The sequence below is a fragment of the Paenibacillus sp. FSL M7-0420 genome, from assembly GCF_038002345.1.
Lineage (GTDB): Bacteria > Bacillota > Bacilli > Paenibacillales > Paenibacillaceae > Paenibacillus_AQ.
Genome location: NZ_JBBOCJ010000001.1, coordinates 802,300 through 828,276 on the forward strand (window position 1 = coordinate 802,300; position 25,977 = coordinate 828,276).

Annotated in this window: 19 protein-coding genes; 17 read left to right on the plus strand and 2 right to left on the minus strand. The window is 53.3% G+C overall.

Annotated elements, in window-relative coordinates; translation table 11 throughout:
* Positions 1–38 precede the first annotated feature (38 nt).
* On the plus strand, positions 39–2,288 hold the full coding sequence (locus MKX51_RS03440; protein ID WP_340991212.1) for a glycoside hydrolase family 9 protein: 2,250 nt from the start codon (positions 39–41) through the stop codon (positions 2,286–2,288).
* Positions 2,289–2,407: 119 nt separating this feature from the next.
* Here MKX51_RS03440 and MKX51_RS03445 read toward each other — a convergent pair whose 3' ends face one another.
* Entirely contained in the window at positions 2,408–4,687 is a 2,280-nt protein-coding gene (locus MKX51_RS03445; RefSeq protein ID WP_340991213.1) for a helix-turn-helix transcriptional regulator, read from the minus strand.
* A 312-nt stretch (positions 4,688–4,999) separates the two neighbouring features.
* Between MKX51_RS03445 and MKX51_RS03450 the strand changes: the two genes are divergently transcribed.
* The 4 genes from MKX51_RS03450 to MKX51_RS03465 are packed head-to-tail and all read left to right on the plus strand — an operon-like array spanning position 5,000 to position 10,265.
* Positions 5,000–5,893: an ABC transporter permease gene (locus MKX51_RS03450; protein WP_340944750.1), complete on the plus strand. Its 894-nt coding sequence runs from the start codon at positions 5,000–5,002 to the stop codon at positions 5,891–5,893.
* Positions 5,894–5,909: 16 nt separating this feature from the next.
* Positions 5,910–6,776, plus strand: coding sequence for a carbohydrate ABC transporter permease (locus MKX51_RS03455; protein WP_340943867.1), 867 nt, complete (start codon positions 5,910–5,912; stop codon positions 6,774–6,776).
* Between the two features lie 39 nt (positions 6,777–6,815).
* On the plus strand, positions 6,816–8,381 hold the full coding sequence (locus tag MKX51_RS03460) for an extracellular solute-binding protein (protein ID WP_340991214.1): 1,566 nt from the start codon (positions 6,816–6,818) through the stop codon (positions 8,379–8,381).
* A gap of 24 nt (positions 8,382–8,405) precedes the next feature.
* Positions 8,406–10,265 (plus strand): glycoside hydrolase family 20 zincin-like fold domain-containing protein, encoded by a 1,860-nt coding sequence (locus MKX51_RS03465; protein WP_340991215.1) that lies wholly within the window; start codon positions 8,406–8,408, stop codon positions 10,263–10,265.
* 78 nt (positions 10,266–10,343) lie between these two features.
* Here the strand turns inward: MKX51_RS03465 and MKX51_RS03470 are convergent, their stop codons facing one another.
* Positions 10,344–12,275 (minus strand): beta-N-acetylhexosaminidase, encoded by a 1,932-nt coding sequence (locus MKX51_RS03470; protein WP_340991216.1) that lies wholly within the window; start codon positions 12,273–12,275, stop codon positions 10,344–10,346.
* Between the two features lie 84 nt (positions 12,276–12,359).
* Between MKX51_RS03470 and MKX51_RS03475 the strand changes: the two genes are divergently transcribed.
* The 12 genes from MKX51_RS03475 to MKX51_RS03530 all read left to right on the plus strand — a co-directional run bounded on the left by MKX51_RS03475 (position 12,360) and on the right by MKX51_RS03530 (position 25,844).
* Positions 12,360–13,214: an AraC family transcriptional regulator gene (locus MKX51_RS03475; RefSeq protein ID WP_340991217.1), complete on the plus strand. Its 855-nt coding sequence runs from the start codon at positions 12,360–12,362 to the stop codon at positions 13,212–13,214.
* Between the two features lie 839 nt (positions 13,215–14,053).
* Positions 14,054–15,499 carry a sensor histidine kinase gene (locus tag MKX51_RS03480; protein ID WP_340943857.1) on the plus strand — a complete coding sequence of 482 codons (1,446 nt, stop codon included), beginning with the start codon at positions 14,054–14,056 and terminating at the stop codon, positions 15,497–15,499.
* Positions 15,500–15,522: 23 nt separating this feature from the next.
* Complete coding sequence (locus tag MKX51_RS03485) at positions 15,523–16,158, plus strand: response regulator (RefSeq protein ID WP_036693598.1); 636 nt, start codon at positions 15,523–15,525, stop codon at positions 16,156–16,158.
* Between the two features lie 645 nt (positions 16,159–16,803).
* Entirely contained in the window at positions 16,804–17,544 is a 741-nt protein-coding gene (locus tag MKX51_RS03490) for a YveK family protein (RefSeq protein WP_036723433.1), read from the plus strand.
* On the plus strand, positions 17,528–18,169 hold the full coding sequence (locus MKX51_RS03495; protein WP_340991218.1) for a CpsD/CapB family tyrosine-protein kinase: 642 nt from the start codon (positions 17,528–17,530) through the stop codon (positions 18,167–18,169). The genes MKX51_RS03490 and MKX51_RS03495 overlap by 17 nt, the downstream gene beginning before the upstream one ends.
* 46 nt (positions 18,170–18,215) lie before the next feature.
* On the plus strand, positions 18,216–19,106 hold the full coding sequence (galU, locus tag MKX51_RS03500; RefSeq protein ID WP_340756620.1) for a UTP--glucose-1-phosphate uridylyltransferase GalU: 891 nt from the start codon (positions 18,216–18,218) through the stop codon (positions 19,104–19,106).
* Between the two features lie 79 nt (positions 19,107–19,185).
* Positions 19,186–19,878: a sugar transferase gene (locus tag MKX51_RS03505; RefSeq protein ID WP_036693606.1), complete on the plus strand. Its 693-nt coding sequence runs from the start codon at positions 19,186–19,188 to the stop codon at positions 19,876–19,878.
* A gap of 24 nt (positions 19,879–19,902) precedes the next feature.
* A complete protein-coding gene (locus MKX51_RS03510) occupies positions 19,903–20,838 on the plus strand; it encodes a glycosyltransferase (RefSeq protein ID WP_340943852.1) in 936 nt (311 codons plus the stop codon).
* A gap of 15 nt (positions 20,839–20,853) precedes the next feature.
* Positions 20,854–22,200 carry an O-antigen ligase family protein gene (locus tag MKX51_RS03515; RefSeq protein ID WP_340991219.1) on the plus strand — a complete coding sequence of 449 codons (1,347 nt, stop codon included), beginning with the start codon at positions 20,854–20,856 and terminating at the stop codon, positions 22,198–22,200.
* Positions 22,197–22,970 (plus strand): WecB/TagA/CpsF family glycosyltransferase, encoded by a 774-nt coding sequence (locus MKX51_RS03520; protein WP_076078985.1) that lies wholly within the window; start codon positions 22,197–22,199, stop codon positions 22,968–22,970. Before MKX51_RS03515 ends, MKX51_RS03520 begins: the two co-directional genes overlap by 4 nt.
* Positions 22,971–23,068: 98 nt before the next feature.
* Complete coding sequence (locus tag MKX51_RS03525) at positions 23,069–24,499, plus strand: O-antigen ligase family protein (protein WP_340995489.1); 1,431 nt, start codon at positions 23,069–23,071, stop codon at positions 24,497–24,499.
* Complete coding sequence (locus tag MKX51_RS03530) at positions 24,465–25,844, plus strand: oligosaccharide flippase family protein (RefSeq protein ID WP_340943848.1); 1,380 nt, start codon at positions 24,465–24,467, stop codon at positions 25,842–25,844. The genes MKX51_RS03525 and MKX51_RS03530 overlap by 35 nt, the downstream gene beginning before the upstream one ends.
* The last annotated feature ends 133 nt before the right edge of the window (positions 25,845–25,977 follow it).

The window sequence follows — 25,977 nt, forward strand, 5'->3', positions numbered from 1 at the left end:
ACCTTGCACGTGAAAAATGAAAGGGCGTGTACAAAGATATGAATTCACCGGATTCGGTTCAAGCTAGTGTAAGCGGCATATTTATAAGGGTTAACCAGGTTGGATACAGTCCGGCTGCGGCTAAAATAGCCATCGTATTATCAAGCACGGACTTGAGCGGAGTTAGATATGATGTGTTCAATTCAAACAACACCTCGGTATTGAACGGAACCATTACCACAGCCAGTAAAGGGAGCTGGGGTGACGCGGGTGGTGCAAATTGTGCTTATTCCTATGCTATAGATTTCAGTGCACTAACTACTGCCGGAAGCGGATATTATATAAAAATCAACGCCTATAAGTCCCCGGTCTTCGCTATAAGCAATTCCGTTTACAGCAGTCTGGCCGATCTGTCCATGCAGTTCTTCAAAGTGCAGCGGTGTGGGAATACCAGTCCGCAGGATCATGGCGTATGCCATATGACGGGAACGAACTCATCCATTGACGGAAAGCCGGATGGTGCTTTCGGCACCAAGGACTTTACCGGGGGCTGGCATGATGCCTCGGATTATATCAAATTTCTGAGCACCATCGGACATGTTACGGATGTGATGCTAACGACTTATATCCACCATCCGGAAGCTTTTCCTGCTCCCGGAGGCGCGGCCGGAGCATTGATGGAAGCGAAGGTAGGTCTTGATTTCATTCTCAAGCTGTGGGACAACACCAACCAGATTCTGTATATGGAAGTAGCCGACGGCCTGGACCATGATGTCGAGAATGATGATCTGGATTCCCGCAGCAAAACCTGGCCGCAAAATGACAATACGATCTATGGCGCGGCGCGTCCGGTGCATCCATGCCCTGCCGGTACAGGCGCAAACCTGGCCGGAAAAGCTGCAGCTGCCTTAGCGCTAGGAGCTAAAATATGGGGAGATGCTGCCGGACCGGTCTATAATGCTGCATTAGCTGCCGGCTATTTGACTGCAGCCCAGCAGATCTACACCTGGGGTAAGACAAGGACGGGAATTGCCGGGGATGCGGACGGATTCTACGTGGATACGGACTATAAAGACGATATGGCCTGGGCGGCTGCCGAGCTCTACCGGGCCACAGGTACCGCCGTCTATTTAACAGAAGCGAAATCGTTCTGTGACAGTGCGGGAGAATGGTACAACAAAAGTAACACAAGCCTCAACTGGTCCAGAGCCTATCATTGGGCAAACTATGAGGTCGCCTCCCTTGATCCGGCTTATAAGAATACTGCCGCAGGCCGGATGAATAATCATCTGAACCTGAAAAAGAATTATGCTGACGGGCAATTCTGGAATACCAGCAGTGAACCCAAATGGGGTACGTATGAAGCCATGAGCAATAATGCGGTAGAAGCGATGATGTATCAGGAATTAACCGGAAATACCACATATGCGGTTCTGGCCCAGCAGCAGATTGATTTCATGCTGGGAAGGAATCCGTGGGGCGTGAGTAAGTTAAATGGTGCGGGTACAAGCTGGTTTAAAAATCCCCGCCACCGTGTAACCACATTGAACCGTGTGAATAACCCGAATTACCAGCTCCGCGGAGCCTGGAGTGAGGGGTTTGAGACCAGCAGCCAGTACGCTGTAGACCAGCAGGACCCGCTGCTTGCCGGGCAGGAAGATCCGGGGATCGTGCAGTTCAATGACAACCGGATGATCTGGCATGATAACCGCAGAGATTATGCTACCAATGAGGTTACCATATCAGGCAATGCAGCGGGTATGGCGATGGTCGCCTTCATGGGAGGAGGCGCATCCTCAGGTGCACCAACCGACTATATTACAAATGGAGATGCCTATGTAAGAGACGGCACCTATGCGGCAACCAACTATGGAACAGCAGCAACAGTCGATGTAAAGGGAGATGCGGATGAGGGCTATAACCGGAAAGGGTTTGTAAGATTCGATCTTACCGGGCGTACTGGATCACCCGTTGCTTCTGCTCTACTGAAGATATACTGTAATGCCGTATCTGCGTCAACGCCTGTGAAGGTATACGGACTTACCGGCAGTGATGAATGGATAGAGTCGGGAACAGGAGGCATCACCTGGAACAATCAGCCGGGCAGTACAGGTGCAGTGCTGGTTGGAACAATTAATGTATCTACAGCCGGCTGGTACACTATCGATGCAGCGGGTTTTGTGAATAGCCAGCTCGGCGGCGATAAGAAAGTGACCTTCAAGCTGCAGGTTGAGAACAATAACGGTGCAACGATAAGCTTCAACAGCAAAGAAAACACAGCCAATAAACCGGTTCTGACTGTGAGTTAGGCAGGTGATTAAATAGGAACCACAGAGAAACCAGACTGGAACGGAAGGCTGCTGAGCTTAGATCAGCAGCCTTTTCTTTGCGTGCGTATGGACCATCGAGGCAGAAGAAGCGGACCGCCTCAAGGCCCGTCTTCCGCAGCGGGCAGTCCTCCGCTGGCATGGCTTTTGCGGTATTCGCCGGGCGTAAGGCCGGAGGCGCGTTTGAACATACGGATGAAGGAATTGACATTCAGGTAGCCGACCTGGAGTGCGATCTCCTGAATGCGCAGGTCGAGGTTCATCAGCAGCTCCTTGGCATGGCTGATCCGCAGGTTGTTCAGATAGTCGCTGAAATTGATGCCTTGCTTCTCCTTGAAGAAGGTAGACAGATAGCCCGGACTCAGATTCAGCTTGTCTGCAACAAGATTCAGATTGATATTCTCTCCGTAGTGCTTATCCAGATAGTCCAGCATAAAAGCAAGTACGGGGTCCTTGGTCTCGGATTTCGCCCGCATGGCGGCAAGGATCGGCCGGACCATTGCGTGAAGCCATTCCTTATATTGCCCGGTGGAATAGAAGCTCTCGAAGTTCTCCTTAAGAGCCGGCTGAATCAGTACAGCCTCCTCCAACCCCAGCTTCATTACCGTCTTGCCCGCCTGCTCCAACGCTCCCGCGGCAAAGGCCCGGAAATCTTCGGCCGCAGCGTCCTTCTGGTTCAACTGCTCCAGCTGTCTGGCCAGCCATCCCAGCACCGCTTCCTCATTGCCTGACAGCAGGAGGCCCGATAGCTCCTCCCCATGGGTTACCTTGACATGAAAGGAACGGGCCGATGAAGCGCGCGGCTCTACGATAATCTGGGTTTCTTCGTTCAGCCTGCGTTCTTTAAGCAGTAAGGAGAGAATCCCGTAAGCACCGGTAATCGGAGTCTCCCCGGAGTAGACCGGACTTACCGCGATGGTCAAATAAAAGGCGGGCTCCACCTCCAGCAGCTCCTTCAGAGTTTGGAGTGTCTGAAGAATAGCGCTCTGCGGTCCGCATTGGAACAGCAGCAGCAGGAGCTGGTTCTGCTCCGGCTGCACAGCCACTATATCCCCTTCGCTGCCCAGGAACAGGTGCTGGATCAGCTGCCACAGCATCAGGGTATCCTTCTCCGGGCTCTGGGACGGCTGCTTGAAGCTGAGCTTGAACAGCACGGCTGCATACGGCCGGTCTTCCGCTTGGGCATCCTCCAGCTCCAGCAGATTGGGGTTCAGGGGGATGTTCTTAATTTTATGGGAGTAGGCGTACTGGCGCACCAGCGAATTTTTATGCTCCAGATCGGTCTGAATGAATTGGTTGGTCTCCAGAATACGGCTCATGCGGTCCCCGATGATAGCGAATTCCTTCACGCTGCTTAGCTTACCCGCGCCTGTACCCGACTTGCGCTCCAGTGCTGCAATCAGCCGCTGCAGCGGCCGGTTAAGACGGTAACTGAAGAACAGCGAAAACAGAATACTGGTGAGCACGGCGGCAGTCAGCAGGGCGGCCAGCAGCAGCTGCATCTGGCGCATCCCGGAAGTAACTGCAGCGGCTGGTGTAACCTGGACATAAGTGAATCCGGTCTGCCCGCCTTTTTGATAGAAATAATATTGGTCTCCGACCTGCTCATGGTAGCTGATGCTCCCGGAGATGTCGCTTAATACCGGCCGGTCTGCCGAGGTGGAGAACAGCATGACGCCGTCTGCATCCAGAATATAGAACGGACTTGCGCTCCCATCCCCGTAAGCCGTGTGCAATTCGCGTGCATTCAGCATGACAATGCCATAGACCTCCTTATTGGGAAGAACCTGGGTGACCAGCGGCAGCAGCGACCCGAGCGGACGCGAGGAATTCATCGTACTCTCTCTAAAATTAGCTGCAGGCAGGACCCTCATGTACTGATTGCCCATCGTCTGCCGGCTCCAATAATCCGGCGGATACTCCTTGCTGGCATAATATTTGGAGAACATATCGTTCATACTGCTGGTGCCGTCCTTTTCAAAAACATAATCCGCTTCTTTGAAATAGAGAATGAAGTTCTCAATATGCAGGAACGGGTTGGAGTAGACGTTCGCCAGATCCGATTTGACCTCACGGACCACATCATAACGCCTGTTCTCGCGGACCTGGCTCAAGAGGCCCAGGTTGGCCGTCCATGTACGCGATCGGTTAAGGGTTAGAATGATGTTCTGTGTCAGCCGGAAATGATTCTCGTAGCTCAGGGCGGTCTGCTTGAGACCCAGCTCATTCTGGCGGACCATCTCCTGATAGACCTTCTTGCTCAGATATAGATGAGAGACAAGATTGAAAGAAGCCAGCAGCAGGATAACGCTGAGAAAGCTCAGCATTAGCTTCACGAACAAGGCGTTGAAAGCAAATTTAAAGTCTGTTCTTCTGCGCATGATGGTCCCCCTTGCTATGGACATTCTTTTTATACCATCATAGCTCCCGAAAGCTCACACGGACAATATGCACTTTCTTCTTTTTATACGCCGATTCTTAGAAAATCGCTAATCGGGCGATATGTATTATAACATGCTGATAGCGCTATCACGGATTTTATCCCTATAATTCAACCATAACTCCCGGCTTGAAAGGGGAAATAAGCTAACATCACTACAGTACTTAGGGGGATGCGTATGGGGCAAGCAAATGCACTGCCGGAGACAACCGCCGGGAGAAACCGGGAACGGCCGCAGCTGAGGGAACGGGTGATGAAGACCTGGAGAAGAAACAAATTATTATGGCTGCTGTTTCTTCCCTGTCTGCTGTATTATTTGATTTTCAAGTATCTGCCGATGTTCGGGCTGGTGATCACGTTTAAGGATTACAATCTGTTCAAGGGGATCTGGGCCAGCAACTGGGTGGGCTTCAAATATTACCGGATGTTTCTGGAGAACCCGGATTTCCTGCTGCTGATGAAGAATACCTTTCTGCTTGGATTATACCGGCTGGTATTCGGCTTTCCTGCCCCGATCCTGCTCGCGATTCTGCTGAATGAGGTAAGGAAGGCATCCTTCAAACGTCTCGTGCAGACGGTAAGCTATCTTCCGCATTTCATCTCCAATGTCATTGTTGCCAGTATGGTGATTATGTTTCTCTCGCCAACGGGAGGGCTGATCAATAATCTGCTCGGGGGCCTTGGCATCGGGCCTGTTAACTTCATGAACGAGCCGGGTTTCTTCCGTATCATTTATGTACTCTCCGAAATCTGGCAGCATATCGGCTGGGAGACCATCATCTATCTTGCTGCGCTAACCGCCATTGATCCCCAGCTGTACGAAGCGGCGGAAATGGACGGAGCAGGCAGACTGCGGCGGATCTGGCATATTACGCTGCCGGGTATCTCTCCCGCGATTGTCATTACACTCATTCTGAATATCGGGCAGGTGCTGGAGATAGGCTTCGAGAAGGTCTTCTTGATGCAGAATCCGGCGATTTACGAAACTGCGGATATTATCAGCACTTATGTATACAGAGTCGGTATGCAGCAAGGTAATTTCAGCTACGGTGCTTCCATAGACCTATTCATGGGGATGATCAGTCTGGTCTTCATCTATAGTGCCAACTGGATCAGCCGCCGCATAAGTGAAACCAGTCTATGGTAGAAAAGAGGTGCTTATTATGAAATTCCGGATGAATCTGTTCAGTATAATCAATGGGATTGCGCTGCTGATGGTTGTGACCGCTACGCTGTATCCGTTTGTACACATGCTGGCGGTGTCGCTTAGCAGTGATTCTAATGTCATCCAGAATAAAGTGTCCATCTGGCCCAAGGGCTTTAACCTTGACATGTATAAAGTGGTACTGGAGGACTCCAAGATCTGGGTAGCTTACAAGAACACGATCGTCTACACCTTTACGGGTACACTGATCTCCCTGCTCATCACCTCCACGGGAGCTTACGCCTTGTCGCGGAGCGATATGGCGCTGCGCAAAAGCTTGACCATGCTGATTGTGGTCACCATGTTCTTCAGCGGCGGGATGATTCCCACTTTCCTCGTGGTCCGCTCTCTGAATCTGGTCGATACCGTATGGGGGATGGTGCTGCCGGGTGCGGTGAGCACCTGGAATCTGATTCTGATGCGCACGTTCTTCGCGGGCATTCCGAAGGAGCTGGAGGAGTCGGGGCGTATGGACGGATTGAATGACATCGGTATCTTTGCCCGTATCATCGTCCCCTTGTCCAAAGCTTCATTTGCGACGATTGCGCTCTTCTATGCAGTGAGTATGTGGAATAATTTCCTCGGCCCGCTCTTGTATCTGCGCTCCTCGGAGCTGTTCCCGCTGCAGGTACTGCTGCGCAATATGGTCCTTGCCGGCACCTCCAGCTCAGGAGATGTAACCGGTATTGGGGGGGATAATCAGATTGTTGAAGAATCGCTGAAATATGCGACGATTATGGTATCAACACTTCCGATTCTGGCCGTGTATCCGTTTATCCAGAAGTATTTCGTCCAAGGCGCAATGATTGGAGCCGTCAAAGGCTGACAACGAACAGTACAATTCATAGGAATGGGAGTGGCTTATATGAGAAAATGGATGACTGCAAGTCTGCTTACCGTGATGGCAACGCTGCTTCTGTCCGGCTGCAGCGGCAACAATAAGAATGCAGCCGCGCCGGAAGCTGCTGTGCAGGAGGGCGGTGAAGGTTCGGGAAGTCCGTCTGCATTGCCGGTCAAGACCTTCACGGCGCTGCTGGACAACAATGCTACGTTTCCTTATTCGGAGTCCTGGCCGGTCTGGAGCTGGCTGAAGGAGAAGACCGGTGTCACCCTGAAGGTGCAGACGCCTTCCGGGGAGCTTGAAGAAAGCCTCAATCTGGCGATTGCCTCCAAAAACCTGCCGGACATCCTATATATGCCGAACCGTAAGGAATCTAACAAATTCGGCCAGCAAGGTGCTCTGGTGGATATCAAGGAGTATATGGACAAGATGCCGAACCTGAGCAAGTGGATCCAGCAGTATCCTGATGAAGCTAAGGCGGCGTTGTCCGCAGACGGGAAGATGTATATGTTCCCGAACCAGGGCTTCGGAGAGACGAACCGCTTAGTCTGGATGTACCGGAAGGATGTTTTTGACAAGGAAGGCTTGAAGGCGCCAACGACCTATAAGGAGCTTCATGAAGCTCTTCAGGTGCTGAAGGCGAAATACCCGGATAGCTTTCCGCTCTCCATCCGTTACGGGCAGAACCCCGATGAGCTGAATGCCAGCATGACGATAAACTTCGGGACCAGTGAGGGCGCATATTTTAATTTTGATAACAGTGAGTGGCATTACGGGCCAACGGAGCCCGCTTATAAGGAAATGCTCGGCATGTGGAAAAGCTTCTATGATGAAGGGCTGATTCCTCCGGATTTCCTCTCGCTGCAGACAAAACAGTGGCAGGATATGGTATCTACCAGCAAGTCTTTTGTCACCGTCGATTATATCAGCCGGATTGATTTCTTCAACAATGCGATGCAGAAAGACAACCCTGAATACAACATGCAGTTCCTGGCTCCACCCGCAGGTCTGGCGGACGGCAAGCAGCTCAATCCTTATTTTCACTATCTGGAGAGCGGTCTGACAGTGGCTTCGACCTCGAAGCAGATTGAAGACATCATGGCCTATATGGATTTCTTCTATACAGAGGAAGGGCGTACACTTGCCAGCTGGGGCAAGGAGGGGGAGACCTATACCAAAGAAGGCGATACGATCAAGTTCAAGCCGGAATACAGCGATGTGACCGAAATGCGCAAGCAGACCGGGCTGCAGACCAGCGGCACGTATACCTGGATCGACTTCGATGCCCATCTGTCGCTTTTCTCCGATAACCTGAAGCATGCTTATGAAGAAGCGGCCAAGTATGACCCGTCCGCCATGCAGCCCCGCCCAGCCTTCACCGAGCAGGAGAATGAAGTGATCTCGCTTACCGGGGAAGCGATCAACAAGCACCGGGATGAGAGCTTCGCCAAATTCGTCACCGGCTCCAGAAATCTTGCCGAATGGGATAAGTATGTGGAGGAAATGAACAATCTGGGCGTGGATAAGCTGGTAGGCGTATATAAGGAAGCTTACGACCGTATGCAGAACGTGCAGCTGAGCGGGGAATGAAGCTGCAAGATAAGGAGGAGAGCCGTGTATAATTTATTGCCAGAACCGCAACAGATGAAGCTTGAGGACGGAAGCGCTTTTCAGATCAATGACGGAGTATGGCTGAGTCTGATGATGGAGCAGGAGGAGCCAAGGCTGGAGCGGCATTGCCGCCGTGCTTTTCCCGGGGCGAAGCTGGTCAGCTCCACAGAAGGCAACGGCTATTCTCTGCTGCTGCACAGCGCGGCGGGAACGTCTGCTGGTGAGCGTCTGCAGAAAGGAGCGCTGGGAGGGGGCAGCGGTGAGAACGGCGTAGCGGGAGCCGGGCTAGTTGGAGTGCTGGAAGGCCGGAAGGAGAGTTATCTGCTGGAGGTGTCTGAGCATCGCGTTCGCATCCGGGCTACGGATGCCGCCGGGCTGTATTATGGGCTCCAGACCTTGCTGCAGCTGCGGAATCCGCAGGGAGAGATATTCGCAGTCAGCATTATGGACTGGCCGGATACCCGTTTGCGTGCGATGAACTATGACCTCCGCCAGACCTTCTCGAAGCCGGAGCTGCTGGTCCGTTATTTGGCTGATTTCTCCAACTACAAGATCAATGCGGTCCTGATCGAATACGAAGACAAGTTTCCGTTCCGGAAGTATCAGGAGCTGACGCACCCGCAGCATGCGCTGAATCCGGAGCAGCTGGAGGCGCTGCTGGGCGCTGCGAAGGAGCATTTTATCGAGATTATTCCGCTTCAGCAGAGCTTCGGGCATCTGGAATATGTGCTTCGGCACGACCGTTGGCGGCATCTCCGGGAGACCGAGTCTTCCACCGGAGAAATCTGCCCGTCCCGTCCGGAATCCTATCAGCTCATTACGGATTTGCTGGGTGAGATGATGGAGGCTCATCCGGACTCCCCTTATATTCATCTAGGCTGTGATGAAGTGTATAGCTTGTGTGAGTGTGCGCAATGCCGGGAAGCCTTCGGCGGAATCCGGGAGCGGGCGTTCATCGCCTTTCTGAACCGGCTGATTGAATTCACTTCAAGCCGGGGCAGAACGCCGGTATTCTGGCATGACATGCTGGATAAATGCCCGCCTGAGGAACTGGCGAAGCTGGACACGCGCAGTGTAGCGATGATCTGGATCTATAACGGCCGCAATATTGAAGCGGAGGTCTCAGGGCTGGCGGACAAATTCCGGGCTCTCGGCATTGAAGTGATGGGGGCACCAGCGGTCCGCAGCTTCGACTCGGCAGAGCATCAGAATTATCCCGTGCTGGATAACCGGACGGATAATCTGCGGCAGTGGGCTGAAGCAGCCGGTCGTCTCCACCTTGATTGCGTGGTGGCTACGAACTGGACCGGCCCGTTCAGTCTGGGAGTCCCTTACGGAATCTTTGAAACGACCTGGTATCCCATGCTGCTTCATGCTGAGCTGGCCTGGAACCGGAAGGCGGATACGGAGACTTTTATTGACCGCTTCCTGGAGCGGTTCCACGGCATTCCTGCCGGGAAGGCGCATGAGCTTCAGGGAAGGTACAGGCTGGAGGATTATTATAATCTGATCTGGAAGCTGGTTGATGAAGTCCGGCTCAACAAAGATGTTGCCGGACTGATTGCGGTAATGCATGATTTTGAAGAGGCTACAGATCGTTCGCGGGCTATCCATAAATACGTCTACCGCTGGGAGATGTATCCGGGGGATGAGGCGGAATGGCAGTCCCTGCTGAACAGTTACCGGCATAACCGCCATGGGCGAGAGGCGGTCCTCCCGCGCATGACAGCAGCGTTGGAACAGTATCAGTCTCCCGATATGGCCGCTCATTTTGTAAGCTCGCGTTTCTTCCTGCATGATTATCTGGAGCGGACCTTATACCATGTGATGGGGCTTCATTTGGATCACTCAGCAACCAGTTGATAGAACTCTTCAAGCAGAGTCAACAGGACAAGTCTCCAAGTTAACAGCGGGGCTTGTTTTTTTGGCATGGAATGATGTTTACTCCACAGCCGCCCCACTCAGCTTGGCGGCAAGTGCGGTATATTCCCCGCGCAGGCGGACCAGCTTCGAGACACTGCGCTCCAGGCCGCCCGGCCGGTTGCGCCGGGTCCAGAGCTGGCGGTACTGGTGGAGCAGCAGATCCAGGTCATGGATCAGCGCCTGAACCTGCGCTGCCTGGGGCTGCGAATCGGCTGCGGCGAGCTGCTGCTTGAGCCGGGTGAGCTGCACGGCATGCTTCACGAAGTGAATGCCGCTGCGCAGCTCCTGGATCACCAGCCCGGCATCGCTGCATTCCAGAACCGGCTGCTCAAGCCGGGCTTCAAGGCCGAGGATGTACTGCTCAAGCCTGTCAAGCTGCTCTACAGGCAGCTTCGTAGCCAGCTGCACATGCTCCAGATGGCTGCGCAGCAGCATAGACATCTCCGTGTCATTCGGGCGGACCGTGCCCGACTCCAGCTTATAGTAGTTCCCCAGATCTAGCAGCAATTGTCCGATGGTTCCTGAGCGGTCTTGGAAGACCGACGTGTTCAGATAATGCGCCACATCCGCCTCCAGATTCCCGTCTACATTCCAGGCCAGTGCTGCCCCGTAGGCGAATCCGGCATAGCTGACCGGCAGATGCTGCCAGTGGCCGAAATCGCCCCAGTCGGTAATCAGGTAGCCGACAGCGCCGTTTCTCTTGCCATGCACCGCAGCGCTGCGCAGATTGGCGAGCATGTTGTCGGTCCTGCCGGTGAGCGAGTTCCAGGAACTGGTTCCCGGACAGACATAGAACGGGATGCCTGCTTCCTTGAATTTGCGGGTATCCGCTTCAAAAGGATGAGCCGCGCTGTACCCCCATTCCATGGCGATGATATCCTTCGGCAGCCGGGGGATCAGCCCGGGATGCTGGATGATGATATCGCCCCAGAACTGCATGGTTTTGCCGCGCTGCTTGACCAGTCCGTGAATCTTCTGCAGGAAGGAGAGATACAGCTCGCCTTTGCCGGAAGACTCCGCCAGCGCCTGGCTTGCGCCAAGTCCCAGTTCATAAGTCTCATCGCAGCCGACATTGAACATCTCTGAGCTGAAGTAGGGAAGGAGGTCGTCATACATCGTGCCCAGAAGCTGCAATACCTCAGGGTCCTCCGTATGGAAGGTGCCGGGATGCATGAACAATCCTTCCGGGTATAAATCGCTATCATACATCTGATCCGGGAGCATGAAGCCTTCGGGGATCTCTGCCAGATGGTTGAACTCCGGCCGGGTCAGCCAGCCTTCCATATGGCCGAAGCTGTTCTGGTTGGGCACCAGCTCAATATACCGCTCGCAGCAGTAGGCATCCAGCAGCAGGATTTCATCGCCGGTGAGCGGAGTTTCCAGCTCCCATACCTGCGGGAAGGATTCGTAAGCAAACGGAGCTCCTTCTATATATAGCTGCAGCTGATTCAGCTTGAGGTCCGCCATGAGATCAATGATCCGGTACAGGGTTTCCAGCTTGGGGATTTTGTTGCGGCTGATATCTAGCATCAGTCCTCTGGCGGCGAAGTCCGGCTGATCTTGAATATGCAGATAAGGCACAGTTCTGCCGAATTGCACAAGGAGCTGCTTCAGTGTCGCCGCTGCATAATAAGCGCCTTGCGGAGAACTGTAAGCGGCAATGAGACCTTTTTCGTTAATGTGCAGCTCGTAGGCTCCTTCTGCAAGCAGTGGGTTATAGCGGAAAGTGCAAGCCGGAACTGTGGCAGACCGCTGCCCTATGGACAGAGGCAGACTGAGACGGACCACCTCGGAAGCGGTCTGTTGAAGCCTGCGGGCTGCGGGAAGGGCAGACACCTGATCCTCACCGGCCAGCACAATGCTGCCCCGGGAAGGAAGGTGGAACTGTCCTGCGGATACCGTGATCTTCTGCGGCCGGGGAAAAAGCTGTAAGTGAACAACATCAGACATAGCGTGGACACCTCTTATTCATGTAGAATATGATCATCTTCATTATCAACATACCACTCCTGAACACATGGAGGAATGCAGTGTATGCCCAAGCTCATGGATTATATGATCAGCCCGTATCCAGTAAGAATTATTGATCCGAAGGTGGAGGCCGCCAGGCTGCGCCTGAAGTCGATTCGTGTCGGGCAAGCCGGCCATCTGCCGGGAAGAACGCTGTTTCGTTCGGGTGTCACCTTTGAACACTGGGCACTTGTATATATAGTCGCAGGAGGCGGAACTTATACGGAGAACGGAGGACCGGAGCAGCAGGTCCATGAGGGAAGCCTGTTTTTTTTCAGACCCGGTTATAGCTACAGCTTCGGACCGCCCCCAGGCGGGTATTGGGATGAATACTATATTAATTTCAGCGGAAGCCGTGTCACAGAATGGCTGGAAGCGGGAATGATTGCGGGTGGAGAGGTGACCCGGGGGGATAAGGCGGAAGGGCTGAAAGCGTCCTTTGAAAAGGTTCTGGATTACATGGCCGGAGATGTTTCCGGTAACGCGGACCGGGCTGCGCTGCTGCTGGAGGAGATGCTGCTGGAATGCTCGCTGCAGCTCCAGGGCAGCCGCCGCCCGTGGCGGCAGGAAGCCATGCCGCTGATCCGGGAGGCGCTGAATGCCTGCATCTATGAGCAGCCGGATCTGCCGGGGATGGCCGAGCGCCTGCACCTGTCCATGTCTACACTCCGCCGCACAGTGCGGCGGAGCAGCGGGTACCCGCTGCATGAATATATCCACCGGCTGAAGATGGCCGAGGCCAAGCATTTGCTGCTGAATACCTCCCTGCAGGTGCAGGAGATAGCGGGAATGCTTCATTATAGGGATAGTTTTTATTTTTCAAGGCTATTCAAGAAATATATGGGCCTCTCCCCGCAGACCTGCCGGAATCATCTCTGACATAATAAACGACATAATTCTACTTTTTATCTTAAAAGAGTCTCGAAATAATGTCGTTTTTTGCAGATTTTTGTTGACACGCAGAAAAAAACAGTGATATGCTCTAGATAATATTAGCAGTTCTAGAATAGTTCTTCTAGACTATGCCGGAGATGAGACTATTGAGAGAGTATTACTGCATCAGTTGCCGCAGTCTCCATAAGGTGGTAGGACCTAATCATACCTTGCGTATTTTGTCCACCGGGTATCATATCGTTGGCGAACAGCGCTATCAAATTTGTATATGTAATAATGCCAAGCTGGAGCAAGCTGTGACGGCGGTGACCGAATAGACTGTGCCGGGTGTACTCACCGGTAACCGAAGACTTCTCTTTTGAAGAGCCTGTCCCTGGAGGGAGAGGCTCTTTGTCATGCCTGGAGCTGAATTGGATAATTTTGCATACGCTATCATTTGAGAAGCTGGATAGAGTTGGTTAATTTTTCATGAAAAAAGAATAATTATACCCATTTTATTTTCAAAGTAAACGCTATCATTAGAAATCGAAACTTGTTATTGTGATTTTTCTCATGTATGATGCTTTTAAACATAGCTTAGAATAAACTCGAATTTTCCACAAACTGGAGAATAGGGTGGTGGGATGAACATTAAATTAACAGTCGAAGACCGTACGATCGCCTTTTTCAGAATCTTTTCTTTGTCCCTCACATCGTTTATGTACCTCATGGTTTCTGCGGGGCCTTCCGTAATATACAAATCCCTACTAATCATTGTGCTATTCTTATTTGCCCAACTATTCCCGTACTATTACCGGAGGTTCCATGCAAGAGCCCGTACTCTAATGCTGATGGTCAGTATGGAGACGGCACTCATTGCGGTGTTGATGTTATTTACTGGAGGATACGATAGTCCTTTTAAGCTATATGTACTTAATCCGGTGTTGTTTGCGGCGGGTGCGCTCTCTTTGTATTGTGTCTGGAGTCTGATCCTGGGGTATATTGCCATGGTGGCGGTATCGGGCTACATGGAAGCCGGTTCTCCGGGTCTTACGATAGCTGAAATTATGCTTGCCAATGGTAACCTGTTTCTAGCCCTGGCTCTCGCGGTTATAGTTATGCAGATGGTTAAGGGGATAAAGCGGCAGCGGGAGGAAGCGAACGCGCGGACCAACGATACCATGGAGCATATCAAATCGCTTTATCACATCGTGGAAACATCAAGCCAGCATGACTTCATGAATATTGGCCAAGTCATTACCGACTATGTGGTCAAGCTTACCAAGCTGGAGAAGGCCCTGTTCTGGTTCGCCAAAAAAAGCGGTGAGCCTGCTCCGCAGAGCCGCCAGACGGGATGGCAGCATGAGGAGGAGCGCTTTCTGTTCATGGAGCTGGAGAAGCATGAGCATGAATGGAGGCTGCAGCGTGAACCGGTATTCAAGAGTATGCCGGGGATCGGCGACTTCCTGCTGATGCCGGTAAGAATGAGCACCCGGTTCGTCGGTATGATTGGCGTGAAGCTGGAAGCCTCGGAAGGGCTGGAGGGCCGCCGGTGGTATATCCAGCAACTGATGTTCCTGTCGGAGCTGAGTGCGATTATTCTTGAGCGCCACGAGCTGGGCGTGATCGAGAACCGGCTGATCATCACGAACGAGCAGAACCGGATCGCCGATGAGATGCACGACAGTGTCTCCCAGAGTCTTTTCGGCATCGTCTATGCGACCCATTCCCTGAAGCAGACGTGGCGCAAAATGTCTGAGCGGGAGCTGGAGGAGCAGATTGAGCTTATCCATGATTCAGCCACCAAGGTAGCCAAGGAGCTGCGGATTACCATCTACAGCCTCAGCTCGAAGAAGAGCGGCGGCCCGAGCTGGCTCGGGATGGTGCGCTCGCATCTGAAGAGCCTCTCCCGGCTTAATGATGTTGAGATTGAACTGAAAATAACGGGGGATGATTTCAGTCTCCCTTATCCTTACCACAAGGCACTCTTCCGGATTATCTCCGAAGCGACCGGCAACGCCATAAGACACGGTGCTGCCAGCCGGGTGGATGTAGAACTGTCGCTTAAGCCGAAATGGATTAGACTATCGATTGTCGACGATGGCATCGGTTTCGATGCAGATCTGATCTGGGCTGAATCCGAGGATCACTCAGGCGGACTGGGAATGAAGAATATGCAATATCTGGCACAGTCCCTTGGAGGCGATTTCCAGTTAACCAGCAGCGAGAACGCTGGAACCAGAATTTTAATCTCTATACCTGTCGGTGTGGCTGAACTGAAAAATGCATAAACTTTAGGCAGGAGGTCGTTCAAGTGAAAATCGTCATTGTTGATGATCACCCTTTGGTGAGAAGAGGATTGGCATCTGTGATATCGATGCAGTCCAATCTGCAGTTTGCCGGCGAAGCAACGAATGGCCAAGAAGCTCTTCTCGTGATTGAGGAGATACAGCCTGATCTTGTGCTGATTGATCTGAAGCTTGCCGATGAATCGGGCCTGGATATTATCAAGGAAGCCCGCGTGCGCGGATTCTCATGCAAGTTCATCCTGCTGACATCCTCAGCCAGCCGGGAAGATTTCCTGAAGGCGGAGGAAGTGCTGGTAGACGGTTATGTACTGAAGGAAGCTCTGCCTGAGGAATTGCTGTTTGCAATTCAACTGGTCCACAAGGGCAGGAAGTATTACGATCCCGGGCTGATGGAAGATAAGATGCGCATGAGCGGCAGCAGTCCGACGGATGAGCTTACACCCAAAGAGAAGGAAGTTCTGATCGAGCTGGGACAGGGGGCCTGCAACCGCGAGATTGCTTCACGCCTGTTCATCAGCGAATTCACCGTCAAGAAGCATGTCAGCCAGATTCTGGCGAAGCTGCAGGTGGCGGACCGGACGCAGGCGGCCTTATACGCCAATGCTGTCGGGCTTACCAAATATGAGATGTCATACGATTAATAATCATCCCTGTGAATGATCGGGGACGGAGCACGGACAATACTGTCCGTGTTTTTTTGCGTTCCGGGAAATCAAAGAAGGGGGGAAGATTATCGGGTGCGGGCCGAATGTATGCGAAAAACAGCATACATCGGGCGGCTGTGAGGTCCACGGCCCGAATGTATGCGAAAAACAGCATACATTATGTTCGCAAGCAGGCACACGCCCTGAATGTATGTGAAAAACAGCATACATTAGCTCGCAAGCAGGCACACGGCCTGAATGTATGTGAAAAACAGCATACATTAGCTCGCAAGCAGGCACACGGCCCAAATGTATGCGAAAAACAGCATACATTGTGCTCGCGCGGAATGCTGACACGAAGGTGCACCGGCATCCTTCACCCGGCTGGGTGATTTTTGTGTTTGGGTAAGTAAACACCTGAAGGAGGCAAGGCTCACCGGGGGTGTTAGCATTTTCCATGGATATGGTACTAAAGTATACCATTCACCCCCTCTAGCGGACCAAACGGGGGTACTCGAAAGTGAAGTGTAAAGTGATGCGAGGGGGCATGTGATAAATCCTGCGCATTGATAGAATAAAAGCAAGACATCTGAAACTTTCATGATTGCTTTCAAAACGAACACAAGCGGAAGGAGGGTTACTGTGGAAAAGACGATTCTGGATTACATTAACCTGATAAAGAAAAAATTATGGTTAATCATGGTATTTGTACTGATCTCCTGCGCCACCACCTTCTACGTCAGTAAAAACTTCGTTGCACCCGTCTACTCCGCCTCTGGACAGCTACTGGTCAACAACGTTGTGAATGTCCCCGAGAGCAATAATCTCAACGCACTGAACTTCAGTCTTAACCTCATCGAGAGCTATAAGGAAATCATGAAGTCGCCAACCATTATGAAGAGTGTAATCGCGGAGCATCCCGAGTTCGGTCTGACGGCGGGCCAACTGGCTGCCAAGCTGCAGATTAAATCCTCGGAGAAAAGCCAGGTGATTAATCTGACCGTGGAGGATAAGGATTACGGCACCGCAGCTACGATTGTAAACGCGGTTTCGCAGACCTTTATCCGCAGCCTGCCGGCACTGATGAATCTGGATAATGTAACATTCCTGACTCCGGCTGATCCTGCAGCCCAGCCTCTGCCGGTCAACGGCGGGGTGACCATGAATATTCTGATCAGCTTCGTGGTGTCACTGATGGCAGCGGTCGGGATTATCCTGCTGATGGAGACGCTGAACGGTACGCTGAGAAACGAGAAGGAAGCGGAATTTGAGCTTGGCCTTCCGGTCATTGCCAGTATTCCGGCGATCCGCAAACGCGATTTCGGCAGTGCGGATAATGACAAGGCAAGAGTAGGGGAGGGCAAATATGTTACGGCTGAATAGAAGTCTTATTACAGATATGAACCCGTCCTCGCATGTCTCCGAATCCTTCCGCTCGCTGCGCACGTATATCCGCCAGCTCGGCTTGCTGAAGGGGCCCGGCGGACAGGTGCTGCTCTTCACCTCAGCGGAGAGCGGCGAAGGCAAGACCACGATTCTCTCCAATCTGGCCGTATCCTTCGTACAGGACGGCAAGAAGGTGGCGGTGGTGGATTGTAACCTGCGGAAGCCTGGCCTGCACAGCGTCTTCGATGTGGAAGGCAGCCAGGGGCTGGCAGCTTACTTGAGCGGCTACGAGGAAGCGAAGGACGTTCTGGTATACGGCAGCCTGGCGAATCTGGCGGTAATCCCTGCCGGAGTAAGTACGGTCAGCCCGCCTGACCTGCTCGGCAGCGAAAGAATGGCCGGACTGCTTACGGAGCTGAAGGCAAGCTTCGATCTGATTCTGCTGGATTCGCCGCAGGGGGTCGATTACAGCGATGCACGGATTCTGGCCCCGCTCTCGGACGGGGTGGTCATTGTCGCCAGACACGGCCGGACGAAGCGCGAAGCGCTCCGCAAGCTGAAAGGTCTCATGGAACAGACAGGTGTAAGGATTCTCGGAATAGCAATGAACCAGACCAAGTAGAACACCGAAGCGGCAATGTGAACGAAACTATTGGGAGGTATGTGTGATGAAAAAGGTAAAAAAGGTAATTATCCCGGCGGCCGGGTTAGGCACACGTTTCCTTCCGGCGACCAAGGCAATGCCCAAGGAAATGCTGCCTATTATCAACAAACCGACGATCCAGTATATCGTGGAGGAGGCCATTGCCTCCGGGATTGAAGACATCATCATTGTAACCGGTAAAGGCAAACGGGCGATTGAGGATCATTTCGACAATGCCTTCGAGCTTGAGTCCAGACTGCTGGAAGACGGTAAGCTGGAGCTGCTCAAAGAGGTGCAGCGGTCCTCCAAGGTGGAAATTCACTACATCCGGCAAAAGGAACCCAAGGGTCTAGGCCACGCCGTATGGTGTGCCAGACGGTTCATCGGCGATGAGCCGTTCGGCGTTATGCTCGGCGATGATATTGTAACCGGACAGGTCCCTTGCCTGAAGCAGCTGATCGACCAGTATGAAGAGACCCAGAATTCGGTGATCGGGGTACAGGTTATCCCGGATGAATTTACGAACCGCTACGGGATTATCGAGCCGGATATGCAGGACGGGAAGCTCTACCGGGTGAACAATTTCGTAGAGAAGCCTCCGCTTGGAACAGCGCCTTCCAATCTGGCAATCATGGGCCGCTATGTCTTTACCCCTAAGATCTTCAAGTATCTCGATCTTCAGGAGAAGGGCGCAGGCGGTGAGATTCAGCTGACGGATGCCATTCAGAAGCTGAACCAGAGCGAACGTGTCTACGCTTATAACTTCGACGGTACAAGATATGATGTTGGCGAACGGCTCGGCTATATTTTGACCACACTGGAATTTGCCTTAGAGAGCGAAGATCTGCGTTATCAGGTCATGGATGCTATGGCGGAATGGCTGAACAAAGCGGGACAGACCACGCTCAGCAGCTGAGACGGTTCCCCGAAAGCGAGCGACACAAGCCGGAGTCAAGAAGTAAGGCTGCATAAACCTTTACGAGAAATGAGGAGAGATGAGCATGCAAAAACTGCCGGAAGACTATGAGGCCGTCCTGCCGAAACTTTACATGCTGCATTCGGGTGAAGAAAGCAAGGGAATGGAATCCTATCTGGTCATGAAGCGGATCATCGACATCTTGTTCTCTGCCCTGGGGCTGCTGTTCCTGCTCCCGCTCTTCGCAGTGGTGGCTGTTCTGATTAAGCTGGAAGATCCGAAGGGCAAGGTGTTCTTCCGCCAAATGCGGGTCGGCAAGGACGAGAAGCTGTTCCCCATGTACAAGTTCAGATCCATGGTCTCTAATGCCGAGGAGCTGAAGGAGAGTCTCATGGCCTATAACGAAGTAAGCGGCGCGATGTTCAAGATCAAGAATGATCCCCGCATTACGCGGATTGGAAGATTCATGCGCAAGACCAGTATTGATGAACTGCCGCAGCTCTGGAACGTGCTGATGGGGCATATGAGTCTGGTGGGTCCCCGTCCTCCGCTCGTTGAAGAGGTGGAGCAGTACACGGAATACGACAAGCAGCGGCTGATGGTAACCCCCGGCTGCACCGGCTACTGGCAGGTAAATGCCAGAAACAGCGTCGGCTTTGACGAGATGGTTCAGCTGGATCTCACGTATATCCACATGCGCAGCACGATGCTGGATCTGAAGATTATTGTCAAGACTGGCCTGATGCTCCTGGGTTCCAAAAATGCTTATTAAAAATATGGGAATTAGGTGATGCCGATGTTCGTACACGGAGATGGACCTGAGATTTCCATTATCATATGCACCTATAACCGGTCGGCGCTGCTGGTGAAGACTCTTCATTCGCTGCTGCCGCTGGAGAATTTGCACCAGGCCGAGATCATCGTCGTGGATAACCAGTCCACGGATGATACGGCGGCCGCCATTAAGGGGTTCATCGAAACCTATGGTGCGGATATGGATATCCGTTATCTGCTGGAGCCGGTTCAAGGGCTGTCAGCAGCCCGGAACACGGGGATTCTGGCTTCCAAATCGCAGCTCATCGCCTTCCTGGATGATGATGCGATCCCTTGCCGGACCTGGATTACAACCATTGTGAACACCTTTGCGGATAAGCCCGAGGTGATGGCTATGGGCGGCAGGATTGCTCCGATCTTCGAGAGCAAGCGCCCGGATTGGCTGATCAAGCCGTTCGAGCTTCCTTATACGATTGTCGATCTGGGGAGCCGGATCAAAGAGTATCCGAAGCGCCTTCACCCTTGCGGGGCCAACATGGCGATGCGCAAGCCGGTATTCGATATCAGCCTGTTCCCGCTGGAGCTGGGCCGCAAGGGCGATTCGCTGCTCTCGGGTGAAGAGACCTGGCTGTTCAGCCAGCTGCAGCAGGAAGGGCATTCGATTCTCTATCATCCCGAAATGGCCGTGGATCATTTCGTTCCGGCTAACCGGCTGACGGAGGACTGGATCATGAAGCGGTACTACAGCCAAGGCATATCAAACGCTATGAAGAGTGAAGGAATGAAAGGGCATCTGCTGCTCCTGGGCAAGACAGGTGCCAAAGTCATCTACATCCTGGCAGATTCTGTTCTCTCCCGCAGTAAGGGGAGAAGGCTGCTGAATAAATGCCGGCTGGAGAGTATTCGCGGAACTCTTCATATGATTCTTAACCGGAAGAGGGAATCCGCAGCGGGGTGAGGGGAGGTACGCGCGATGACCCATTTTGAGTGGGGCTCCAAAATCAATAGTCTGCCATATGGAATGCTCTATCTCGTAACCGCACTGTTCCTGGGAACAGCCGTCATCTTCCAGCCGGTCATCGCAGTAGCGGCCGTATTCTTCATTCTGCTGCTGGTTGCCTCCCTGTCACGCCCTGAACTGATCAGCTATTTCGTCCTGCTGACCACAGCGGTCTCGATTAACTTCCTGTACAGCGGGAGTATGTTCGGTATTGAGATCCTGTCGCTCTACAAGCTGGTTATTCTGATGCTGCTGGTGCCGTGTATCCTGGTCAATGGCCTGAGGTTCAAGCTCAGCCCACCCTTATGGGCGATGCTGGCCCTGATTCTGCTCACCTTCAGCTTCTCCATCTGGCTGCCGGAGATGAGCACATCGATTGCGGTCAAAGCCTTCATCGGACTGTCTCTGCCCTTCGTGCTTCTGCTGATCAACTGGAAGAAGGAGGTCGCCGAGAAGCAGATTCGGATCATTACCCTGCTGCCGCTGGTTAGCATGCTGCTGGGCGTGGTGCTCCAGGCTGCGAATATACATTCACTGGTAGCCGTTGAGTTCACAGGCGCGGTACGGGTGCAGGGGGCGAACATACCACCTCACCTGGCGATGCTGGCCTTCATGGGGGTAGCGATCGCGTTCATCGAGATCAAGCGCAGTCCGCAGTATACCCGGTTCAATTACATCATGCTGGGGCTGAATTTCTTCATTCTGGTGATTACAGGCACGCGCGGGCCGATTCTCGCCCTGGTCCTGATGGTGCTCTATTACTTCTATGATATCTCCCGCGCTTTTCTGAAGGGCAAGAAGAAGTACCTGCTCCCGCTGCTGGGCTCGCTGCTGATCATTACCTCGGCGGTGTACCTGCAGCTCGACAACCTCAAGAAGCGCTCCTTCGAACGGACGACCGAGACGGGAATTGACCTGTCCGGGCGGGCGGAGGCCTGGGAGTACTTCCTGAACAAGGCGGCGGATTCGCCGGTGGCAGGGCGGGGGCTTGGAGCCGTAACGGTGGCGAATGACGGAACGCTCTACGGAGGGTTCGTGGTTCCGCATAACGAATATATCCGCTTTTATTACGATGGGGGATACGTCGGGGCCATCCTGCTGCTGCTGTCCTTGCTCGCTGTGTTTCTTATGGTATACAGAGTTCTTTTGCCGGCGGTCAAACCTTATTTCCTGCTCTTTATTGCAGCATTTCTGATCTATTCTTTCACGGATAACACGCTGTCGACGGTCCAATTCATCATTCCGTTCTGTTGGTACCTGAACTGCCTGTATCGATCTTCACAGCTGGCCGATTCCCCACAAAAAGAAGTGATACGATGAACCAAGTGAACATGTTCGATGTCAATTTCGATAACTATGATTTCATGGACCTGCTGGATTATATCGACAGAACCATTCAGGAGAGGAACCAATCCTACATCCTGACCTGTAACGTCGACCATGTGATCAAGCTGCGCAAGGATAAAGAGTTCCGGGAAGTGTATTCCGAAGCAGGTGCCGTAGTCGCGGACGGGATGCCGATTATCTGGGCGTCCAAAATGCTCGGCAAGCCGCTGAAGCAAAAGGTGTCCGGCGCAGACCTGTTCAGCCGCCTGGGCAATGCGTTCGAGCAAAGGCAATACCGGTTGTTCTTCCTCGGTGCCGCCGAGGGTGTGGCGGAGCAGGCTACCAAAAATCTGAAGGCCGCCTTCCCGGGCATTAACGTAGTGGGCTGTTACTCTCCTTCCTACGGCTTCGAGCACAACGAAGAAGAGAACCGGCATATTATCCGGCTGCTGACCGAGAGCCAGCCCGATATCGTATTCGTAGGAGTAGGTGCACCGAAGCAGGAGAAGTGGATCTACCGTCACTATACCTCCTACCAGGCGCCGGTCTCTATCGGCGTAGGTGCAACCTTCGACTTCCTGTCCGGCTCGGTGAAGCGGGCACCGGATTTCATGCAGAGAACCGGCATGGAGTGGCTATGGAGACTTAGCCAGGAGCCGGGCCGGTTATGGAAAAGATACCTTGTCGACGATGCCCAGTTCCTGGTGCTGCTGCTCAAGGAGCTGCGCAAACGGGGCAAGGTGAAGAACAGCAGTACGGATTGAAGAGTGCGGCGAAAGACGGGAGGCAGGGAATGAAGATGCTAAGCAGAGATGAGAATAGTCTGAATCTTCCATCGGCACAAGCCGTGAAGTCGGCTGTAATGATGACCTTGATCTGCGCTTCGGCGCTGGCCCTGCCGCTTGCGATCGGCTTCGCCAGTGCGAACCTGAGCGCATCGAACAGCCTGCAGGGCATCATTCTGGCAGGCATCCTCTTTCCGGCCTTGCTGCTGGCCTTGCTGAATACACGGATGCTCATCCCGTACACGCTGCTGATCTGGGCGGTTGCCCCGGAGCTGCGGCGGATTGCAGACTGGTACGAAGGCGTGTATCATTCCGTATCTCTGCTCAGTCTGGCCCCGCTGCTGACCGGAGCGACCTTAGCCATTCCGGTGCTGCGGGAAATTCACCGGATCCGCAAGTCCTCCACCCGGATTATTCTGCTGTTCTCCATCGCTCTGGCCTACGGCGCATTGATTGGTCTGGCGAAGAACGGCATCGGCTCGGTATACGATCTGGCGAATTACATCGTACCGCTGCTGCTGATTCCTTTCTTCGCGGTGACGCCGTTTAAGCCGAAGGATATCGACCGGCTGCTGTACGCTTTTGCCAACATAGCCGTACTGGTTGCGGTCTACGGGATTGTGCAGTATCTGACCGTTCCCCCCTGGGACGCCTTCTGGATGCGGAATGCCGATATGATCTCAATCGGGACCCCCTATCCGCTGGAGATCCGGGTCTTCTCGACCCTGAACTCTCCGGGTCCGGCTGCAACCTTCCTGGTCTTCGCCCTGGTGCCGATGATTCTGGAGAAAAGATGGCAGGGTACTCTGCGCTGGCTCGGTGTTCTGCTCGTAGTAGTCTGCCTGCTGACTACGCTCGTCCGTTCCGCATGGCTGGTCCTGCTGGTGATGCTGCTGGTCTACATCGCTTCCTCTCCCTCCAAGGGCAAATGGAAGACGCTGCTGCAGCTCGCATTCGTGGCAGCCGCGCTGTTCTGGATCGTGCCTAAGCTTCCTGGAGCAGAGGGGCTGGTGGCCCGGATGGAGACGCTGACCTCCGTGCAGGAGGATCATTCCTACAATGAACGCCTCAGCCTCTGGACCAACATGCTGCCGATGGTGGCAGGCAATCCGGTAGGGCAGGGGATCGGCAGTGTAGGCCAGGGCACCAAGCTTGGAAACGGCGGAGAGCTGGGGGAATACGGCAATATGGATAACGGCTTCATCGCGCTGCTGCTGACCTTCGGTGTACTCGGCGCATTGTTCTTCTTCGGAGCGCTCGGTGCGGTCATCAAGGAGATCGGCGCCAGAGTCACCCGCAGGAATGAACTTCAGCCTTACGCCAGACTGGCGCTGGCGGCGTGGATGGGTGCTGTAGCCAGCCTGATATCGGATAACGGCTTTCCCGGTCTTAAGGGGTATCTGATCTGGATGCTGATCGGACTTGGCCTCAGTGCCAAGGAGCTCACTCAAAGCAGAAAGAAGGGACTACCGCATGCAGCAGTCAAGCGCCAAATCACTACCCGCTAACCGGGTATGGTCCACCTTCCGGAGATTCACGAAGAGTAAGGACAATAGCTCGGCTGCTGTCAAAACGATGTTCGTCAGCGTGCTGATCCTGCTGGTCAATATGCTGACCGGCGTCCTGACCGCCCGTTATCTCGGCCCGTCAGGCCGGGGGGAGCAGACAGCGATGGTGAACTGGTCACAGTTCCTGGCCTTCAGCATGAGCTTCGGCATTCCCTCGGCGCTGATCTATAACGCCAAGAAGAATCCGGAGGAAGCCGGGGTGTTGTACCGGATCGCCCTGCTGATCGGCCTGACATTCGGAACCATCGCCATGACAGTCGGGATACTCGTGCTGCCTTATTGGCTGGGGTCCTTCAGTCATGAGGTAGTGGTCTTCGCCCAGTGGTCGATGATTCTCTGCCCGCTGATTGTGGTGTCGCAGATCAACAACGCGGCCTTCCAGTTCAGAGGGGATTACAAGACCTTCAACTGGATGCGGTACCTGGTGCCGCTGCTGACACTGGGAGCCATCGGGATTCTGATCCTGACCGGTTACATGAATCCTTATACAACTGCACTGGCTTATCTGGTTCCGTCGGCTCCGCTGTTCATCTGGATGACCATCCTGCTGCTGCGGACCTACAAGGTCAAGCTCAGGGATTCCTATCTTAATTTCAAAAGATTGTTCACCTATGGTCTGGGCTCCTACGGAAACGACCTGCTCGGACAATTCTCGGTATACATAGACCAGATCATCATTGCCGGATTACTGAGACCGGCAGATCTGGGGCTCTATGCGGTAGCGGTCAGCCTGTCGCGTATGGTGAACTTCTTCGCGAATTCGATCACGGTGGTGCTCTTCCCGAAGGCCTCCGAGATGTCGAAGGACGAAGCGGTTGCCCTTACGTTCAAGGCTTTCCGGATCAGTACTACCTGTACTCTGCTAGGCGCAGTGTTCCTGATGCTGGTAGCGCCCTTTGTCATCCCGCTGCTCTACGGCAAGGATTTCAATACCGCGCTTACCGTGTTCCGCCTGCTGCTGCTGGAAGTAACCATCAGCGGCGGGACGCTGATTCTGGCTCAGGTGTTCATGGCGCTGGGCAAGCCGAAGTTCGTATCCATCCTACAGGGGGTCGGCCTGATCCTTGTGATTCCGCTGCTCTTCCTGCTGGTGCCGAAGTTCGGACTGTTCGGAGCCGGAGTGGCTATGCTCTCATCAGCTGTGCTGCGGTTCTTGTTCATTATTCTCAATATCAGGTACAACCTGAAGGTTAAGCTTCCGCGGCTGCTCATTAACGCCCAGGACCTTCAGTGGATGAAGACGACGATGAATTCGTATATTCGTAAGAAACCTATGGATGTGTAGAGGATGTCTAGGCAGTTAAGGGTTTGATTCAAGTGTTTTGCTTATGAATCAAATGGTTTGTATTTGTTTCAGCGAGCAGAGACACGATGCGAGCCCCTTATCTGCTTAAAAAACCATGGGACGGTGCTTGGAG

What these genes read in the sequence shown, in the direction of transcription:
- MKX51_RS03440 (WP_340991212.1), top strand. Translation starts at nt 39, where the DNA reads ATGAATTCACCGGATTCGGTTCAAGCTAGTGTAAGCGGCATATTTATA.
- MKX51_RS03445 (WP_340991213.1), bottom strand. Translation starts at nt 4,687, where the DNA reads ATGCGCAGAAGAACAGACTTTAAATTTGCTTTCAACGCCTTGTTCGTG.
- MKX51_RS03450 (WP_340944750.1), top strand. Translation starts at nt 5,000, where the DNA reads ATGAAGACCTGGAGAAGAAACAAATTATTATGGCTGCTGTTTCTTCCC.
- MKX51_RS03455 (WP_340943867.1), top strand. Translation starts at nt 5,910, where the DNA reads ATGAAATTCCGGATGAATCTGTTCAGTATAATCAATGGGATTGCGCTG.
- MKX51_RS03460 (WP_340991214.1), top strand. Translation starts at nt 6,816, where the DNA reads ATGAGAAAATGGATGACTGCAAGTCTGCTTACCGTGATGGCAACGCTG.
- MKX51_RS03470 (WP_340991216.1), bottom strand. Translation starts at nt 12,275, where the DNA reads ATGTCTGATGTTGTTCACTTACAGCTTTTTCCCCGGCCGCAGAAGATC.
- MKX51_RS03475 (WP_340991217.1), top strand. Translation starts at nt 12,360, where the DNA reads ATGCCCAAGCTCATGGATTATATGATCAGCCCGTATCCAGTAAGAATT.
- MKX51_RS03480 (WP_340943857.1), top strand. Translation starts at nt 14,054, where the DNA reads ATGCTGATGGTCAGTATGGAGACGGCACTCATTGCGGTGTTGATGTTA.
- MKX51_RS03495 (WP_340991218.1), top strand. Translation starts at nt 17,528, where the DNA reads ATGTTACGGCTGAATAGAAGTCTTATTACAGATATGAACCCGTCCTCG.
- galU (WP_340756620.1), top strand. Translation starts at nt 18,216, where the DNA reads ATGAAAAAGGTAAAAAAGGTAATTATCCCGGCGGCCGGGTTAGGCACA.
- MKX51_RS03505 (WP_036693606.1), top strand. Translation starts at nt 19,186, where the DNA reads ATGAGCATGCAAAAACTGCCGGAAGACTATGAGGCCGTCCTGCCGAAA.
- MKX51_RS03510 (WP_340943852.1), top strand. Translation starts at nt 19,903, where the DNA reads ATGTTCGTACACGGAGATGGACCTGAGATTTCCATTATCATATGCACC.
- MKX51_RS03515 (WP_340991219.1), top strand. Translation starts at nt 20,854, where the DNA reads ATGACCCATTTTGAGTGGGGCTCCAAAATCAATAGTCTGCCATATGGA.
- MKX51_RS03520 (WP_076078985.1), top strand. Translation starts at nt 22,197, where the DNA reads ATGAACCAAGTGAACATGTTCGATGTCAATTTCGATAACTATGATTTC.
- MKX51_RS03525 (WP_340995489.1), top strand. Translation starts at nt 23,069, where the DNA reads ATGATGACCTTGATCTGCGCTTCGGCGCTGGCCCTGCCGCTTGCGATC.
- MKX51_RS03530 (WP_340943848.1), top strand. Translation starts at nt 24,465, where the DNA reads ATGCAGCAGTCAAGCGCCAAATCACTACCCGCTAACCGGGTATGGTCC.